The organism is Streptococcus constellatus, from assembly GCF_902167705.1.
Classification (GTDB): Bacteria; Bacillota; Bacilli; order Lactobacillales; family Streptococcaceae; genus Streptococcus; species Streptococcus constellatus_A.
In genome coordinates, this window is sequence record NZ_CABHMZ010000022.1 from 64791 (window position 1) to 82622 (window position 17832).

A 17832-nucleotide genomic window follows, 5' to 3' on the forward strand; every position below is an offset into this window, starting at 1 on the left:
TAGGTCAAATAAAAACTCGCTAGTCAACAGTCTAGTGAGTTTCTTTGTTTTCTGAATGATTGCGTTTCAGGCTAAAAACATCTGGTACAGGATCATCTCCTCCTTCTGCCCAAGGATGACAACGTAAAATACGTGCAATTCCTATCAACAATCCCTTGGCACCATGCTTTTCAATCGCTTGAATCATATAGTTTGAGCAAGTCGGTTGATAGCGACAAGAAGGTGGAAAAGCCGGTGAGATAAATTTTTGATAAAAACGAATCAGTCCGATAAGGATTTTTTTCATTATTTTTTCTTCGTAACAGCTAGGTTATGCAACTGGCTGACCTCTTTTTTATTAAGACGGCGAGCTTCACCCGGACGAAGTCCAGTTAAATTCAGATGACCGAATTGCGTACGAGAAAGTTTATCTACTTGCAGGCCAACAGCTTCAAACATCTTTTTCACTTGGTGATTTCGCCCTTCATGGATAGTCAACTGGACAACCGAACGATTCTTAACTGGATCTACTTTCAGAATTTCGTAAACAGCTGGTTTGGTTTTTTTACCATCAATTTCTACACCCTTTGTTAAAGGTCGAAGGACTTCTTTATCAGCCACCCCCTTGACACGAGCCACATAGACCTTATCAATTTCATTTCGCGGATGAATCATCTCATCTGTAAAATCACCATCGTTGGTTAAAATCAACACCCCAGATGTATCCCAATCAAGCCTACCAACTGGATATATCCGCTCTGTGACATTTGGCAACAAATCCACTACCGTTGGACGGCCTTTGTCATCTGTCACACTGGAAATGACACCGCGTGGCTTATTTAAGAGATAGTACACTTTTTCCTCATTGTAAATGGGCTGACCACTTACCTCAACACGATCACCCGACTTAATTGTCGTTGCCAACTCACGAACAACTTGTCCATTCACAGTAACAAGACCTTGTTTTATCAATTCTTCCGCTTTTCTTCGGCTCGCAATCCCAGCATGGGCAATGTATTTATTGATTCTCATCTTCTATCCTTTCAGCAAACAATTGACTTTCCTCAGCTATTAGCTCTGTTTCTTCCACTACTGGCAATTCATCTAGGCTATTGATTCCCATATAGTCCAAAAAATAATCGGTCGTCACATAAAGATTTGGTCGACCAAGCACTTCTTTTTTCCCATTTTCACGAATCAAATCAAAAATCTGTAACTTAGAAATCGCACCACTAGAATTGACCCCACGAATCTCATCTACTTCAATCCTCGTAATGGGCTGCTTATAAGCAATAATGGATAGGGTTTCCAAGGCAGCCCTTGATAAACTTTGATTGATTGGTGCCTTTGAATATTCTCGCAAAAGTTCAGCAAAATCTTGCTTGGTAACAATTTTATAAGTATTCGATGTCTCTAACAAGGCAAGACTCGAATCTTCATCTTTTTGATACTTTTCTGCCAATTTCTCCAAACTCTGTATCACACCTGTCGGAGGTATAGAGAGGAGCTCTGCTATTTGACGGACACGCAAGCCGTCTTCGCCCGCTACAAAGAGCAGGGCTTCAATCTCTGCTAACTTACTCATTTCTTTTTCCTATTAGATAAATATTCCCAAAATTTTCTTCTTGTATCACTTGAATTTCCTGAACTTTTACTAATTCCAATGTCGCTAAAAATAAGGTAATGACTTCGTTCATATCTTTTGTTTCTAAAAAAATAGCTTGCAAAGCAATTTTTTCCTGAGCATGACAACGTTCACGTATCACATCCATCATATCTTCGATTTTATATTCATCTTTGACAATCGTTGTATGACTTTGAGCAAATTCTTCTCTTTTTTGCGTCATCAATTTTGAAAAGGCCAAAAATAAATCAATCGTTGTCTTATCATGGAGCAATGTTGCATCTTCATACACCAATTCAATTTTAGGTTTGGAATAGTAAAGAGCTCGTTCTTCATGTTGTTCAGCCATTTTCTCACCTAACAATTTGAATTTCCGATATTCTTCAATTTGAGAGAGCAAATCTTGCTCCAAATCCTCTTCAGTTTCTAAGCTATCAGCTACTTTTGGCAAGAGTTTTCGGCTTTTAATCAACATGAGCTGACTCGCCATTACCATGTATTCTCCCATCACTTCTAACTTCATAGCCTGAAGCGTCGCTACATAAGCCAGATATTGCTCAATGACCTCTGTAATCGGCACATCATAGATATCCATTTGGTATCTTGACACCAAATGAAGCAATAAGTCCAATGGGCCTTCAAAATCTTTAATTTTTATGTCCATTATCTGTATTTTTCCAATGTCATCATTGTTTTCAAGCCTAAATTGCGCGCAATTTCATATATTTCTACGCCTTTTTCTCGCTGGCGTAAAATATATTGCTCCCGCAAACTCTGAGCTGATAAAGCAGCTTGATTTTTTTCAATCAAAAAAGCTTCTAATTGACGAAAGCCCCATTGGCGCGAATAGGTTTTTCCATTCTTTTCTAACAAGTAAGTTCCTTCTAGAGTTGTTTCCAATTCTCCAATCAATTGGTCTGGAATGGACACAATGCGCTTTTGACCTGCTTTCTCAATGCGAATAATCTGAAAATCCAGATTGACATCTGCTACTTTCAACTGCAAAATTTCGCTTGGTAAAAGCCCCATTTCTAAAATGAGAAGCGCAATCAAGCGACCGTTGTATTGATTTGTATCTGCATAAAAATCAGACAAATCCAAAATTTCCGCATCATGTTCTTTCGGAATACCAACTTTTGGCAACTCCAAACGATAAAAATCTGAAATCAATCGTTGCTTGTATAAATAATGCAAAAATTGATTGATAGCAGATAATTTTCGTTTCTGAACAGAAGGTTTAAAGTCAGCAATAGAAGCCTGATAAATTCGCAGATTGGTCTCTGTAATTTTTGCATGGGTCACATCTACGAACTGCTCCAAATCATAAAAATAAGCTGTTTTTGAATTGTCAGATAAATTTTTTCCTTCTAAAAAGGTTGTTATTTCTTCTTTCATTTTGGATGAATCTCGTATTCATTCGCAAAGCTATGCAAAAGAGCATTAACTGCTTTTAGGATAGATTTGCGTGTAATAATTCCTTGAAATGTATTGTCCCGATCAACAACTGGCAAGAATGACTCATCTACTAACTTATGCAGCACTTCTGTCAATGTAAAATCTGGACCAACTGTCAAATCATCTTTTTTTGCCATGTGCACAATATCGGTTGTCATAAATTCCTCATCAGGAATTTCGTGCTGCATCTGATAAGACAAGATATCTGTTAGCGAAATGGTGCCAACAAACTTTTTCTGATCTGTCACCACGGGTACTCGTGAGTAGGTCATCTGACTTAACAACAAAATAGCATGATCAGCATTGTGAGTATCGATCAAAACAGCCAAGTTTTCTGCCGGTGTTAAAAAAGTATCTTCTTGCTGTAAAAGAAAGTCTTCAAATTCTTTGGCAATCATCGAGTAAACTCCTTTGATAGGCGAGAATACAGTTCGTGTTGGCGCGTATAATAGTCCACTTGAAATGCATCATCACTAATCTCTACCTTAGCATAAAGTCGCTCATTGATAACACCGCGCGGTTGGCTGATAGAGCCTGGATTTAAAAAGAGTGTTTTTCCTTCCATCCACGCATCTGGAATATGTAAATGCCCATACAAACAAATATCTGCATTTACCTCTTGTGCCCAGAGGTCCAATTTTTGAAAACCAAAATTGATCTGTTGAAGATGTCCGTGAGTTTGCGCAATAATGGTGCCGTTTAAGTCTGTCACTAAGCGATCTGGATAACCATCATAGAAATCCATGTTCCCAGCTACAACGTAAATCCCTTGCCACACTTCATCATCACTAGGCAACTCAGAATCGCCATTATGAAAAATAGCATCGACTTTTCCAAGATAACGTGCCTTTATCTCTTCTACAATAGCTCGATCGCCATGAGAATCACTCATTACGATGATTGTTTGTTTTGCCATGCTGGAAATACCTCCACTAATTTTTGAACTGCTTGAGCTCGATGTGATTGAGCATTCTTTTCTTCCATTGTTAATTCAGCAGATGTTTTGCCTGTCTCCCCTACTAAAAATAGCGGGTCATAGCCAAATCCATTTTCACCTTTTGGCTCAAAATTGATATAGCCTGGCCAGTCAGCCTCCACGACTAGACTTTCTTTGTCAGGACTTGCCACCACAAGAGTTGTATGAAACTGAGCTGAGCGGTCTTTCAACTCAAAAACCATTGCCAATTCATGCAGCAATTTTGCATTATTCTCTAAGTCTGTTGCATCACTTCCTGCAAAGCGAGCAGACCAAACTCCAGGCAAACCGCCTAGTGCATCCACTTTTAAGCCTGAATCATCCGCCAAGACCATTTTCCCAGTCAGTTTTGAAATAGTCTCCGCTTTCAAACGAGCATTCTCTTCAAAAGTCATTCCAGTTTCTGCGACCTCTGGTAAATCAGGATAGTCATTCAGGTTTTCAATTTTGTAGCCTAATTTTTCAAAGATCTTGCGGAACTCAGCAGTTTTCCCCTCATTACGAGTGGCAATTAAAATCGTATCTCCGACTGTCAAATTTGACAAATCTTGCTGAGAAAAGAAATTATTCAACTGAACTCCTTTTTCGGGCAAATGCACTAAAGCTAACCGTCCCTTTTCCGTAATCAGAATAGCGCCCTTGTGAAATTGTGCCTGAAACTGTGAATCTTGATTCTCATTGATTATTTGCAGGACAAATTGAACAAAAGACATCATGGAGTTATATTGAATCACTGCAACAGAAAAAGACTGCTCTTCAACTACTAATTGACGGAGCTCTTCTTCCATGCGACTCAATTCCTCTGAAACGACGTCTTTAAAATAGAATCCACCGCCATAGGAAGACCATTCTCCAACGTACCAATCTTGAGCATCTTTATACTCATAAATTTTATTGCTCATAATGTTACATGCTCCACATTTATTTCTTTGTTTAACCACGTTTCTGCAATTTCAGCAAAACTTTTCGCATTTGCTGTTGTAAAAAAGCGGTGCTGAAGATGTTTTTCTTCTCTGCTGTGATTGATTTCAAAGTAGTTTAGTAAGACAGAAATATCCCGCACACATTCTGCTCCACTGTCAATCAATTTCACAGTCGGTCCCATTACATTTTGAATGATTGGTTTTAGCAAAGGATAATGCGTACAGCCTAGCACTAAAGTATCTACCTTGCCTTTTAAAGGCATCAAGCTTTCATAGACCACTTTTTTCGTAATGCTAGACGACAGCTCGTTAGACTCTACCAGTGGTACAAACTTGGGACAAGAAAGACTTGTCACCTCCACTTCCGGTAAGAGACGCTCAATTTTCTGACGATAAATATCTGATTGAATCGTCATGGGCGTTCCAATAATGCCAATCGTTCCATGTTGAGATGCTTTGATTGCCGCACTAGCTCCTGGTAAAATCACTCCTAAAACTGGAATATCCAATTTTTCTTTGATTTCTTCCCAAACCACAGCAGTAGCTGTATTGCAGGCAAGAACAATCATTTTGACATTTTTTGTTAAAAGAAATCGCACTAGTTGCCATGTGTATTCGCGAATCTGCTCAGCAGGTCGAGGGCCATAAGGCGCACGTGCAGAATCACCAATATAAATTACTTCCTCATGTGGAAGCTGCCGCATCAATTCGCGAACAACTGTCAAACCGCCCACTCCTGAGTCTAAAAAACCAATTGGTCGATTATCCATAAGTTCTTCTTTCTAAAGAAGGGACTGGGTGCAAGTCCCAAATCCCCATTCATTTATCTCTTTAAAAATCAATTTTATCGTATATGACAAAGATTATTTTTTCTTTTTAGCATTTTCAAGTGCTGCTTTTTGTTGATTTTTAATTTGACGATACACTTGTTGTACCTTTGCTTCATTTGGTTTTTGTCCATTTGCAGATAGCATCGTACGAACAGCATCGATATTCAAACGTGGATTGTCTGCAAATTCTTTTTCAATTTGTTTGCGGACAAGGTACATGCCAGCGAACATGCCACCAAAAAAAGCAAGAATAATCAACAAAATAGCTAATAGTAAATTCATAAATATGTAATCCTCTTTTCCCTTTTTACATCTTCTTATTATATCAAAAATTGTCTATTTTTCAAAATCAAAGCCATACAAAGTTGCGAAGTAATCCTCCGGTATTTCAGCACGCCGAATCATTCGTACACCGTCGTCTTCTTCCAGTAAAATTTCAGCTGAACGAAGTTTGGCATTGTACTGATAGCCCATTGAAAAACCGTGCGCTCCTGTATCGTGAATCACCAAGGTATCTCCAATATTGGTAATCGGCAGTTCGCGCTGAATGGCAAATTTATCATTGTTTTCACAAAGACTGCCTACCACATCCACTATTTCTGTCTGTCCGTCTGGATGATCTATATTTGTAATATGGTGATAAGCTCCATACATAGCTGGGCGCAGCAGGTTCACTGCTGAAGCATCTACACCAATGTAAGTGCGATAAGTCTTCTTTTTATGCAATACTTTCGTCACCAATAATCCATGAGGGGCCAGCATAAAACGTCCCAGTTCCGTAAAAATTTTAACCTTTCCTAAGCCTGCAGGTGTTAAAATTTCCTCATAAACTCGACGAACCCCTTGTCCAATCGCTAAAATGTCATTTGCTTTTTCTTCTGGACGATAAGGAACGCCTACTCCGCCTGAAAGATTGATAAAATCCAAGTCCACATTGGTCTCAGCCACAACCTCAACGGCTAATTCAAATAGCTGACGGGCTAATTCAGGATAATAATCATTCGTAACAGTATTAGAAGCCAGCAAGGCATGTATGCCAAATTTTTTAGCTCCTAATTTTTTTAAATCTTTAAATGCTTGGATGAGTTGTTCTTTGGTCATCCCGAATTTGGCTTCTTCTGGAGAATCCATAATATCTGTTCCCAACTCAAATACACCGCCTGGGTTATAGCGGCAAGAAATAATTTCTGGGATTCCTGCCACTTCCTGTAAAAATGCAACATCTTCATAAGCATCAAGATTGATAGTAGCTCCCAATTCACGCGCAAATTTCATTTCTTCTGCGGGCGTATCATTGGACGAAAACATCATGTCATTTCCTGAAAAGCCTACTTTTTGACTCATCAAAAGTTCTACATAGCTGGCGCAATCTACTCCACAGCCTTCTTCTTTCAAGATTTTCAAAATAGTCGGATTCGGAGTTGCCTTCACTGCAAAATATTCTTTAAACCCCCGATTCCAAGAAAAGGCTTCCTGAAGCGCACGAGCTGTTGCCCGAATTCCCTTTTCATCATATAAATGAAATGGTGTTGGAAATTGAGCTGTGATTTCAGCTAATTTTTCACGACTGATATAAAGTTCTTTCATAGCTAGTCTCATACTTTCTCTTGGTTTGCTTTATTATATCATAAAAAGAGAACCATTCGCCAACAAAAAAGAAGCTGGAAAACAAGTCCAACTTCCAATATTCTTACGTTTAATTATCTCTTCCAAAAATACGAAGAACACTGAGGAAAAGATTGATAAAGTCAAGGTAAAGATTCAAGGCAAGTGAAATTGCCCAACCAGCTGCCACATTTCCGCCTGATTGCTCATAGACATAGCGGATTCTTTGATTGTCCCAAGCAATCAAGCCAGAGAAAATAATCACACTAATAATGCTAATGATGAAATCTAGTCCAGAACTTCTAAGGAAAATATTCACCAAACTAGCGATGATAACTCCAATCAGACCTGCAATAAAGGCTCTACCTAGACCAGAAAGATCTTTTTTGGTAAATTTCCCAATCAATGCCATAGCAAAAAACATCGCTGAAGAAGTAACGAAGGCTCCTAAAACCGTTGCTTGCGCATAAAGAGCCAACACCAAACTAATCGTAAAGCCATTTAAAGCCGAATAAACTAGAAAAGTTGGTAACGCAGCTGGATTGTTTTTGGCAGACATACCTGAAGCCACCCAGACAAGAACCAGCTCAGCAAAAATAGCTAAGTAAAAAATCCAACTATTACCTGTCATGACAGATATAATCACATTTTGAAAAACGGTCAACATCAGTGCTGAGACAAGGGCAGAAATGCCAATCCCCATTCCGACTAATGAATAAACTTTTGCGTAGAAACTATTGATATCACTATTTTCTTGAATAATTGTATTGTTCATAAGCTCTCTCCTTTATTGTTATCTGTTATGATTTTAACATTTTTCTGTGGAAAAGTCTTCTTTTAGCAATTTTTTTCCGAACTGGTGCCATGGCTTCTTTGATTGCCCAGTATTTATCCACCATGGTGACAATATAGCCCTCTTTATACCGCGGTGGTGCCAATGTTGCTCCCCACATGTGCTTAACAATAATATCTTCTTCAACCTTATTCAGCCTGGTCACTTTGCGTGCATTTCTTACCGCTAAGCGCGGATGAACCCAAGCATGGCTTTTATTAAATTTTGTTTCCCGCCAATCATAGTAAAACATGTCGTGCAGAAGACCTCCACGCGCGGTACTTTTTGCATCCCAACCTAACTTTTTAGCAATTTTATAACTCGTATAACTAACATGAATCGAATGCTCCAAACAGTTGGAATAAATATGGTGTGTTATGGTTTTTAATTTCTGGACGCGTGGTTGAGCAATCAAGTGTCCAACATGCTCCATATACTCTCTGTCTTCTTTATAAAGCATAAAACCACCTCCATGTGCTTCTAATTATAAATATATTTCTCAATTTTAGCTTAAAGCAAAGATGAGAATTCCTGCTGCCACGGCGACATTTAAACTCTCAGCTCGTCCTTTCATTGAAATATGAATGAGGTAATCAGCTGCTTCTGCCATTTCAGAACTAATCCCCTGTCCTTCATTTCCCAACACAAGCGCAAAATCCGATAGTGGTGCTAACTCCCGATAATCCATCGAATTTTTTAAAAGCGTCGTTGCCAATATCGGCAATTGTACTTGTTTAGCAAGGTCAAGAAAATCTGATGTTTTCACTCGATAAATAGGCAAATGAAAATGGCTGCCTTGCATGGAACGCAGAGTTTTAAGATTGTAGATATCTGCTGAATGCTGTGAAATAAACACCCCGTCATAGCCAGCCGCATCAGCCGTTCGGATAATCGTTCCCACATTCCCTGGATCCTGCACATCTTCTAAAAAAAGATATTTCCCTTTGAGAACGGAAGGAAGCGCCTGTTTTTCAAAAGCAATTTCTGCTACGATGCCCTGCGGTGTTTTGGAATCAGCCAAATCCGCCAAAATTTCTGCCGTCACTACATGAACTTGAGGAAAATCCTGCACTCTATCGACAAATTCTTCTAAAACAAAGATGTGCCGAATGTTAGCTTGTGCATTGACTGCTTCTTCAAATAAATGCCAGCCCTCAATTAAGTATGAGTCTTTCCGATATTTTTTTTGAAGTAATTTTTTAGTATTTTTTACCACATTATTAGCTTTTGAGGTTATAATATTCATAGAACTATTATATCACAAAAAGGAGGCTCACATGCAAAAAGTAAGAATGAGTGCGCAAGGTCGTGTGCAAGGTGTCGGCTTTCGTTGGGGTGTTTACACACTTGCCAAAGAAATCGGTGGTATCACAGGGCGCGTCTGGAATAATGAAGACGGAACCGTAGAAATTTTGGCTCAGGCAGAAAATTCCGCACTCATGGCAAAATTCATCCAAGAAATCCGCAAAGGACCAACGCCATTTTCAAAAGTTAGTTATTTAGATGTCACAATGGCTAATTTTGAATCCTATTCAGACTTTAAAATTGCAAATTAGGTCCTAAGAACTATTGTATATTTAGGAAAAAAACAGTAGAATAGAAAGGTATTATTTTTTAGAAAAAGGAAACAAACACGTGAAAAAATTAAATCGTATTTTATTCTCAGGGTTGGGGCTGTCTATGCTTCTGCTACTCTCAGGATGTGTGCAAGTCAAAGACGGCAAGCCTGCTGGATTTGTCTGGGATATTATTGGAAGACCAATGAGTCTGGCTATTCAGTATTTTGCGAATAATATGGGGCTAGGCTTTGGTGTCGCCATCATCATTGTTACTTTGATTGTCCGCTTGATTATCCTTCCGCTTGGACTTTATCAATCTTGGAAATCAACTTACCAATCAGAAAAGATGAATTATTTGAAGCCTATTTTTGAGCCAATCCAAGAACGCATGAAGAATGCTGAAACACAAGAAGAAAAACTGGCTGCTCAGCAAGCACTCATGGCTGCTCAAAAAGAAAATGGTGTCAATATGCTCGGAGGTATCGGATGTCTTCCTCTCCTGATTCAATTACCATTTTTCTCTGCCCTTTATTTCTCTGCTCAATACACTGAAGGAGTTGCTAAGAGTGTATTCCTAGGGATTCCACTCGGAAAAGCCAGCATTCTCCTTACTGTTATCGTCGGAGTTTTGTATTTTATTCAATCTGCTTTGACCCTTGTCGGTATTGACGAAGTTCAAAAAGAGCAAATGAAGAAAATGATGTACATGAGCCCGCTCATGATTGTCATCTTCTCGTTCACAGCTCCAGCAGGTGTAACACTTTATTGGGTAGTCGGTGGCTTCATCATGATTATCCAACAATTGATTATCAATCATTACATCCGTCCTCAGCTCAGAAAACGCGTAGCTGAAGAATACAAAAATAATCCACCTAAAGCCATTAAAAATTCTGGTCGTAAAAAAGATGTGACACCTCAAGCACAGGCCGTTATTGAAAATAGAAAACAAAATAAAAAGAAAAATCGTAACGCTGGGAAACAACGTTCAAGATAAACAAAAAGGCTGGAACAATCAGGCTCAATGTCAACCCATTATAATTGACATTGAGCCTGATTTGTTTAGACTTTCTGGCTTCGAAATAGGATTCAAGAGATTAGAATCATTTGAATTATCGCAAATGATATATCTTATCATTATAACAAGTGTTAAATTTCCTTTTATGGTGCCATCATGGTATTACAATTCTTCTAAAGGAATAAGAGCTATTTTTTCGATAATTACAGATAGGATAAATTACTATAATATTATCTAGAATTTAGAAACGCAAAAATCCATCGAATAATAATAATTAGTAATAATATAACAAATAGTATCATATTGTCGCTTTCTCTCCTTTTCTAGTAAAATATCGCCACTCATCTTCAAAATCAATCCCCATAGAAAAAATCTTATTTATATTGTCAAGTGAATCTAACGCATCATCTTGCATAAGGTTTAACATTTGGATTGAGTCTGTAATGTCTGCTATATCACTTTCAATTAACTTCAATGTTTCATTTGAAGTTTCATATTCTTTAGATATCATAGCAAATGAATCTTCCATAAATTTTTCATTTTCTTCTATAAACAGCTTTTCTATATTAGATGTCAATACTCCATACCTCATATTAAATAAGTCCAGTTCATCTAGTGCAAGCATTATCAAATTTGTTGAAATAATCGTAACTATTATTTGCAATGGCTCCATTAATATATCAGGCAATGCAAATTGTTTCTCTAAGTATTCAAATAGAATTTCAAGTACTATTGAATTTATTGTTGTAAACATTACTTTGGTAATTGAATCTGCTTTCTGCACCGCAGACATTTTAGGGTTCACAACAGTTTTACAACAATTAACAAATGAAAGAACAATATTTTTTACCCACTTAAGCATTTTCTTTACAGTTGTTTTTGCCATTTCAATAACCATATCAAAAAACACTTTTACAAACTTATGTATAGAATTTCCAGCAATGTTAATCATAATTTCAGACATCTTATCCTTAACATAACCAACGATACGCTTTTGGGTTTTCTTTAATTCACTAAAAAATTTTTGTATTGTGATATCCTTTTTATGAAGAATCTGTTGCGCTTCAAATATAACAGGTGGCATAACATAGTAAATCAGTTGTCCAGCAATAATTTTTCCGACTGCTTTTGATGTAGTTTTACCTGCATCTACTGCGATATTAGCATAATTAAAATCTTCTAAGTCACCTAACTGATTTTGACGTGCCGCAATAAATTCCTCCATTTGTTTTTTGTATGCTTCTTTTACTTTAGGATTAACCTTTCCATTCTTATCAAGATACCCCTCTTTCTTCATAGCTTCTGTTGCAGATTCCCCTGCATTTTCCCAGCGATACACTGCTGCTTGAGTAAGTTGTTCTGGTGTTGCAGTCATAGTAATATCATTCTTGGGGTTATAGTCAGGGTTAGGTTTATTACCAAGCCTTGGAGTCATATACTTTATTTCCCCATTAACATTACATACCCTTACATCGCTTTTAGAACCATTAGCCGAAGCTAATATCATTTGCATATTTGCATCTGAATTATAAAATTCTCTATACTTATCTAATATTTCATCACTACTCTTTATGTACCTTGAATTATGTGTGATAGCTTCCCTTGGCATTTTATGATCAGCCTGAAGATTTTTTGAGTACCAATCATTTTTATTTTGTGATTTTGATGTTGTCTCAATAACTCTACCTAATAATTCATCTTGTAATGTTCCTACCCGTTTTCCATTTTCTTCGTGAATATTTTCAACACGACTATTTCGATAATCTTTCTTACCCCTAATATCAAATTTATCATTTGCTCTATCATTGGTAAAAAGTTGTGATTGAAAACTTTGGCAATCCTTTACAATATCTTTCATAGCTTGACTATTTAGGCTATCAGTCGCATTATAAATTGACTTTCTTACCTCTTCATTATTCATAAGAAAATCTTGATCATTATCATAACTAAAGTGCAAAAATCTTTCAACGAGCTGATCTGCAGTAATATAGAAATCTCCTAGATCAAAATATCGTCTTACAACTTCACCAGCTAAATCCCTAGCAATGTTTTTTCCTAAAGTCGCACCAAAATCATTTGTTAGCAACTCTTTATTGCTCATATTAATCTTTTCAATAGTTGAAATATAGAGCTCCCTCTGTCTAGCAGATAAAACATTTCTTGAAGCAATTAAATTATCAATATTTCTTTCCATTCATTATGCCTCTTTTCTTTTAAAAATAAGGAATTGGTTTACGTTATTCATCTGCATCTCAAGAACCTTTTTCTCATAATTCATTTCCTGTAAGTCATTTTTAGAGGTTGTTCCTTCAAATAAATTTGTTAATACTGGTGTGTTGTAAATCTTGCACGCAATCACATAAAACATAAATGCATTTCTTACAAATAAGTAATGAGATTGAAATTGAGTATTTCTAATAAGTTCTAAATCATTTTTAAACTCAATGTTCTCTAATTTGTTGTCAGCAATAAGTTTATTTTTTATAACAAGCGCTTGGAAAAATGCTTCAATAACTTCTATTTCTGGGATAATAACCCGTTCAATAAAGGTAATAATTCTTTCAATACAAAGAATATATAGTTCTGCAATTTCTTTATCTTGTTCAACACCAAACTTCAAATCTTTTAACTCTAAAATAGTCTGTTCTGCTTCTAATTTCAGGTAATTTAGTTGTTCCTGCATTGATAAATTCTGTGATTGAGTTTTTTTCTTCATTCCTATTGGACCAGAGAAAAACGAATTAATGAAAACATCTCCTTTGCTCCAATCAATGTCCTGAATATAATCTTCAATAGAAATAAAACGATGTTCGGGAACGTCCATATAATTTTTGCTTTTTTCTGCCGCATACTCCCCTATCATTTTAATATTACCAAAATTCCCCAAAAAGTTACCTAGAAGTTCTATGTTATTAGAAATATTAGTAGCCCTAAAATCATTCAATTTTTTTATTGAACCATTAAGGTCTTTGATAGATCTATTTACGCTGCCTACGTTGACAGTCACTTGTACTTTAAAATCATCATATTTAATTTTAATTTCTTCAACTCGTGCCCGTCGTTCCTTTTCGCCAGTCATGGATTGAACTTTATCAGAAGCCCAATCTAATACATCTGTAATTAAACTCATTTATTTATCTCCATAGTATACAAAGTCATCACTAACTCTTTTATCTTTACACGCTACTATCTGTCCATCTTCAACTAGAAATTCAATATTCTCATTTTTGGTAATCACAAACCTTTGCTTTTTACCAGAAATCACAAAGCGACCTTCCTTAGAATTATATCTTTGACTTACTTTTATATTATCAGATGATAGATTAAAAAATCCCATTTTATACAAAATCAAACATACCATCAAGACAAATAACACAATTAATACACTTAAAAATATCTTCATCTCTAACTTTCCTCTCCTAATATTTTTACTCTATCCCCTTGGCTTCTCAGCCACATATCAATCCCGTTTCCAAAAGCTTCAGCTCTAACAATGACACCTTCCTCTATTTCCTTTTCAATTTTAGCTGTTGGGAGTTTATCCAGTAGGGCTTCCAGAACACCTGTAAACTCAAAGCGAACCGTTTTTAGTTCTCCTGAATACATAAACTGTATTCGTTTTTTGAACTCTGCTTCACTAAAGCGCTGACTATATGGAATAGAGAATCTTGTGTTGGTAATATCAATTTTTTGAATACGATCAATCCTAAAAATCGTTGGATATTTAATTTTTTCATCCATTTGAAAAGCTAAAAGATAAAAATAAAACTCAGAAAAAATAATACCAACGGGCTTAACTTTGTGCTGCTTTACTTTATTATCCGCTCGTTTATAATCAATCTGAATTACTTGTTGTTCTGTTATCGTTTGTCTAAGTTCCCAGATTTCACTTATTAGGTCTTTGCCGTGTTGAGGCTCAATATAATTCACCTTTTCATTATTTATTGCTCTATAGACCTCTTTTGCTTCTTCTTTTTGACAAAGTTTAAGTAGTTTATCAATAATATCTATAAATTCTTGTTTATTGAAGGCACGACTTTCAATTAAAATTTTACATAAAGTAAAACAAAAACCTTGTAGTATCAATACTTTAAGGGTATTGTCCCCGCCATTCTTACGACCTATCTGGACAAGGTCTTTTTTTATTGTTTAAAACAATAAAATCATTGGTGTAAACCCTTTCTTGTCAGCTCAAAAATTTCAAAAAGGGAATTTTTTGCACAGAAGAGGGCAGCGTTCTTTAATCACGAACAAACATAGCCCCGTTCAAAATTTGGTGGGGTATTTTCCGAATTTTAAGCGCACGCCCCTGCTCTTTCGTATGCCTATTTTATTTTAGGTTTACAAGCTATGTAAAGCAAATATTTTGTTAATTTATATTTTTCGATCGCTTGCAGGTCATCAACTCTTTTTTGCTTTTTATAGAAGAAAACACAAAAAAAACTCATCTAAAAAAATAATTAGATGAGTTAAACGCTTGATATGATTGAATTTGTGAAGTGTTTTGAAACTTTTTTAAAAAAATTTGAATAAAGCCCTTGACATGTATAAGTATTATCGCAATGTTATGTACTCGTTTAAAACGATGTGCAAAACAGTTCTGTTAGCAAACGCTTATATACAAGACATAGAATCAAAAACCAATTAAATTTACCCAAATAATCAAAAAAGTTGATAAAAAGTATTGACAAAGGTAGCACCTCGTGTTATAATATAATCAAGGTGAGGGTAATAAGACCTTATCAAATAAAATCGCAAGTCTCGAAAGGGGACGAGGAGGAAAAAATGAAAGTCGAAGAAATCTTAAATGCAATCAAAGAAACAGATTACGAATACTACGGCATCCGCGGCTGGAACGATACTTATAAAGTCGGACAAGTGCTACCAGAATCAGTAGAATGGGATTACGAATATGACCAACCTACAGAAAATGAAGTAGGAGGAACTTGTACAACATTAATCGAGTTTGACCAAGATTGGGACGAAGACGATGAAATCATTGAAGCGATCGAAAAAGCTTTAGAAATCCAAAAACGATGCTATTGCTATCCTAACCTTTATCTTGTAGGGAGCAACAGAAGAAATCCACGTAATGCTTACGAAGCTGATGAAAATGAAGCTATTTTAGCAGATGCAACAGTGATTAGCAAAATCAAATAAGCAAGAGGGGCAACCCTCTTGCTTATAGAATAGAAAGTAACAATGTTATGGAAAACTTACCAAAAAATATTTTTTATAAAAAATCGACAGGTGCTTATGTGTACCAAAAGCGCTTTAATGGCAAACGCTGGGAGTGGTCACGAAAAAACTTAGAAGCTATTTTAGAGGTAAAGAAAACTGCGGAGGCATATTATGCTGAACACGGAGAAGTACCTAAAATACTGGATCCGAGGGCTGATATAGATTACAAAAAAGAGCTGCCAATCGGAAAGAAGGTTGGAGAATGGACGATTTTGGAACATATCCCAAAGAACGGTAGAATTTATATGAAATGTAAATGTAGTTGCGGGAAAACAAGACAGGTGTACGCACCGAGTTTATTTAAGGGAATATCAATGAGTTGTGGTCATGTCTTGATCGAGGAAATGACCACGGAGGATTTTCAAAAACATAGCAAGGATATACAGAGGAAAAGGAGAGAGCCTAATATCGATAATAAGTTAGGCGAGCGATTTATCAGCTATAGCCCCCAAAAAAGGCGCTATATCTTTAGTATTGTTCGTTTTGGTGCGAAAGTCCGGAGAGCCTTTCGTACCTTTGAAGAAGCTCTGGATTTTAAAAAAGAAGTATTAGAAGCTATCGAAAAAAACGATGGCAAAATCCCCCAAAAGTATTTATAAAAGGAGTAAAATAATGGCAGACAAATTTAAAAAATCAATTTATTTAGCAGGCGAGCTTATCAATATTTATGATGAGTGCAGTAACAAAGAGCGCAACCGCTCGTTTAGTGGACGAGTAGCTGACATTGCAGACCGTTATGCAATCTTAATGGCTTTGACTGAGGTTCCAGAGCTGGCTGCCGGAGAAAAGGTTATTTTGGGTGAAGCTGTCTTGGGTGGCTTCATCGACCGAAACAAAATCCGATACTTGCCAGATAGCATTAGAGACACGGAAATGCAAGGGGCAGATGTCTTAGCAGGCGAGGTCGAGCAATTAGATTATGCGCAAAGACTAAAACTAATCGAGAGTTTAAAAATTTAAGTTAGCATTTGCTAACTTTTTTATTTGCTCGAAAAAAATAAAAAAGGCCCTCGGCATAAACCGAGGGCTAAACTGTCTGCTTTGTCCCATTTAAAAAAAGGGTGCAGTCCTATTTATTTTACTCTATAAGTTACACCTGCATAAATGAGGTCGCTTGACAATCCATTTAGTGCTTGAATATTTTCCACTGTTGTACCGTATTGAGCAGCCATGCCAGAGAGCGTATCTCCCCATTGTGCTGTATGGTAAGACACATTTTGAGGAGCTGATTGTCCTTGTCCTGTCAGTTTTAGAACTTGTCCTACATAGATATAGTTTGGATTGCTAATGCCGTTCAGAGCTGCTAACTGTTGGTAAGTCGTGCCATATTGAGCGGCAATTCCAGAAAGGGTATCACCCGGCTGTACCGTGTATGAGGCAAACTGCTGAACAGTTGGAGCTGATGCAGGTTGGCTATTAGTAGTAGAGATAATTTCTGCATTTTGTTTGTAAATCCAAGAGTTAATACCTGCTAACAGCACCTTGTCACCGCTCACCTCTGCTACTTGATAAGACCGACCTTTAACCCAATCAGGGATTCCTTCTCCTGTCGCCCAGTTGGTAGCCGAGAAATTAACCTTGACTGTGTCGCCAGCTTTAATATCACTTTTTGGTGTATTGTCAGCTTTTTCTCCCTCTTTGATAGCTGGTGTCTGTGTTTTAGGTGTATTCTTACGACCGTAACCATTATCTGTGATTCCCGTCAAGTCTACATTGCCATCAAGTCCACCAGTGATGTAAGTTGACGTAAATTGAAAGATAGCAATTCCTGGGAGTGACGGGAAAAAGTTGTA

General features: G+C 36.8%; 24 protein-coding genes. 5 read left to right on the forward strand and 19 right to left on the reverse strand.

From position 1 onward, the window contains the following. Positions 1-31: 31 nt before the first annotated feature. From yidD to FQ204_RS07010, 14 genes are all read right to left on the reverse strand, one after another. Positions 32-286: a membrane protein insertion efficiency factor YidD gene (gene yidD, locus FQ204_RS06945; RefSeq protein WP_144210179.1), complete on the reverse strand. Its 255-nt coding sequence runs from the start codon at positions 284-286 to the stop codon at positions 32-34. Next, complete coding sequence (locus FQ204_RS06950) at positions 286-1011, reverse strand: pseudouridine synthase (RefSeq protein ID WP_144210181.1); 726 nt, start codon at positions 1009-1011, stop codon at positions 286-288. Before FQ204_RS06950 ends, yidD begins: the two co-directional genes overlap by 1 nt. Then, on the reverse strand, positions 998-1564 hold the full coding sequence (gene scpB, locus FQ204_RS06955) for an SMC-Scp complex subunit ScpB (RefSeq protein ID WP_144210183.1): 567 nt from the start codon (positions 1562-1564) through the stop codon (positions 998-1000). The genes FQ204_RS06950 and scpB overlap by 14 nt, the downstream gene beginning before the upstream one ends. Further along, positions 1557-2267: a segregation/condensation protein A gene (locus tag FQ204_RS06960; RefSeq protein WP_144210185.1), complete on the reverse strand. Its 711-nt coding sequence runs from the start codon at positions 2265-2267 to the stop codon at positions 1557-1559. The genes scpB and FQ204_RS06960 overlap by 8 nt, the downstream gene beginning before the upstream one ends. Continuing rightward, positions 2267-2998: a site-specific tyrosine recombinase XerD gene (gene xerD, locus FQ204_RS06965; protein WP_144210187.1), complete on the reverse strand. Its 732-nt coding sequence runs from the start codon at positions 2996-2998 to the stop codon at positions 2267-2269. Before xerD ends, FQ204_RS06960 begins: the two co-directional genes overlap by 1 nt. Next, positions 2995-3456: a cyclic-di-AMP-binding protein CbpB gene (cbpB, locus tag FQ204_RS06970; protein WP_144210189.1), complete on the reverse strand. Its 462-nt coding sequence runs from the start codon at positions 3454-3456 to the stop codon at positions 2995-2997. Before cbpB ends, xerD begins: the two co-directional genes overlap by 4 nt. Continuing rightward, a complete protein-coding gene (locus FQ204_RS06975) occupies positions 3453-3974 on the reverse strand; it encodes a metallophosphoesterase (protein ID WP_003031635.1) in 522 nt (173 codons plus the stop codon). The genes cbpB and FQ204_RS06975 overlap by 4 nt, the downstream gene beginning before the upstream one ends. Beyond that, entirely contained in the window at positions 3950-4936 is a 987-nt protein-coding gene (locus FQ204_RS06980; RefSeq protein ID WP_144210191.1) for a nucleoside-triphosphate diphosphatase, read from the reverse strand. Before FQ204_RS06980 ends, FQ204_RS06975 begins: the two co-directional genes overlap by 25 nt. Continuing rightward, positions 4933-5727: a glutamate racemase gene (gene racE / locus FQ204_RS06985; RefSeq protein WP_144210194.1), complete on the reverse strand. Its 795-nt coding sequence runs from the start codon at positions 5725-5727 to the stop codon at positions 4933-4935. Before racE ends, FQ204_RS06980 begins: the two co-directional genes overlap by 4 nt. A 93-nt stretch (positions 5728-5820) precedes the next feature. Beyond that, positions 5821-6069: a YneF family protein gene (locus tag FQ204_RS06990; protein ID WP_144210196.1), complete on the reverse strand. Its 249-nt coding sequence runs from the start codon at positions 6067-6069 to the stop codon at positions 5821-5823. Positions 6070-6123: 54 nt separating this feature from the next. Beyond that, positions 6124-7374, reverse strand: coding sequence for a diaminopimelate decarboxylase (locus FQ204_RS06995; RefSeq protein ID WP_144210198.1), 1251 nt, complete (start codon positions 7372-7374; stop codon positions 6124-6126). Between the two features lie 109 nt (positions 7375-7483). Beyond that, positions 7484-8167, reverse strand: coding sequence for a Bax inhibitor-1/YccA family protein (locus FQ204_RS07000; RefSeq protein WP_144210200.1), 684 nt, complete (start codon positions 8165-8167; stop codon positions 7484-7486). A 25-nt stretch (positions 8168-8192) separates the two neighbouring features. Beyond that, entirely contained in the window at positions 8193-8684 is a 492-nt protein-coding gene (locus tag FQ204_RS07005) for an HDIG domain-containing metalloprotein (RefSeq protein WP_144210201.1), read from the reverse strand. A gap of 45 nt (positions 8685-8729) precedes the next feature. Beyond that, a complete protein-coding gene (locus tag FQ204_RS07010) occupies positions 8730-9470 on the reverse strand; it encodes a TrmH family RNA methyltransferase (protein ID WP_144210203.1) in 741 nt (246 codons plus the stop codon). A gap of 31 nt (positions 9471-9501) precedes the next feature. On the opposite strand from FQ204_RS07010, the gene FQ204_RS07015 reads away from it, so the two are divergent. Further along, positions 9502-9780: an acylphosphatase gene (locus FQ204_RS07015; RefSeq protein ID WP_144210205.1), complete on the forward strand. Its 279-nt coding sequence runs from the start codon at positions 9502-9504 to the stop codon at positions 9778-9780. Between the two features lie 79 nt (positions 9781-9859). Next, entirely contained in the window at positions 9860-10777 is a 918-nt protein-coding gene (gene yidC / locus FQ204_RS07020) for a membrane protein insertase YidC (protein WP_003041474.1), read from the forward strand. 319 nt (positions 10778-11096) lie between these two features. Here yidC and FQ204_RS07025 read toward each other — a convergent pair whose 3' ends face one another. The 4 genes from FQ204_RS07025 to FQ204_RS07040 are packed head-to-tail and all read right to left on the reverse strand — an operon-like array spanning position 11097 to position 14884. Beyond that, positions 11097-12992 (reverse strand): hypothetical protein, encoded by a 1896-nt coding sequence (locus tag FQ204_RS07025; RefSeq protein WP_144210207.1) that lies wholly within the window; start codon positions 12990-12992, stop codon positions 11097-11099. Positions 12993-12995: 3 nt separating this feature from the next. After that, positions 12996-13928 carry a hypothetical protein gene (locus tag FQ204_RS07030; RefSeq protein ID WP_144210209.1) on the reverse strand — a complete coding sequence of 311 codons (933 nt, stop codon included), beginning with the start codon at positions 13926-13928 and terminating at the stop codon, positions 12996-12998. Further along, entirely contained in the window at positions 13929-14201 is a 273-nt protein-coding gene (locus FQ204_RS07035) for a hypothetical protein (protein WP_144210211.1), read from the reverse strand. A 2-nt stretch (positions 14202-14203) separates the two neighbouring features. Next, the gene (locus tag FQ204_RS07040) at positions 14204-14884 is read right to left on the reverse strand and encodes a helix-turn-helix transcriptional regulator (RefSeq protein WP_186286730.1); all 681 of its coding nucleotides are present in this window, start codon (positions 14882-14884) and stop codon (positions 14204-14206) included. Between the two features lie 699 nt (positions 14885-15583). Here FQ204_RS07040 and FQ204_RS07045 point away from each other — a divergent pair. The 3 genes from FQ204_RS07045 to FQ204_RS07055 are packed head-to-tail and all read left to right on the forward strand — an operon-like array spanning position 15584 to position 16999. After that, positions 15584-15958 carry a hypothetical protein gene (locus FQ204_RS07045; protein WP_144210215.1) on the forward strand — a complete coding sequence of 125 codons (375 nt, stop codon included), beginning with the start codon at positions 15584-15586 and terminating at the stop codon, positions 15956-15958. A gap of 47 nt (positions 15959-16005) precedes the next feature. Beyond that, the gene (locus FQ204_RS07050; RefSeq protein WP_144210217.1) at positions 16006-16638 is read left to right on the forward strand and encodes a hypothetical protein; all 633 of its coding nucleotides are present in this window, start codon (positions 16006-16008) and stop codon (positions 16636-16638) included. 13 nt (positions 16639-16651) lie between these two features. Beyond that, positions 16652-16999, forward strand: coding sequence for a hypothetical protein (locus tag FQ204_RS07055; RefSeq protein ID WP_260843568.1), 348 nt, complete (start codon positions 16652-16654; stop codon positions 16997-16999). Positions 17000-17112: 113 nt separating this feature from the next. Here FQ204_RS07055 and FQ204_RS07060 read toward each other — a convergent pair. After that, a partial coding sequence (locus FQ204_RS07060; protein ID WP_144210221.1) for a LysM peptidoglycan-binding domain-containing protein occupies positions 17113-17832 on the reverse strand: 720 nt, incomplete at its 5' end.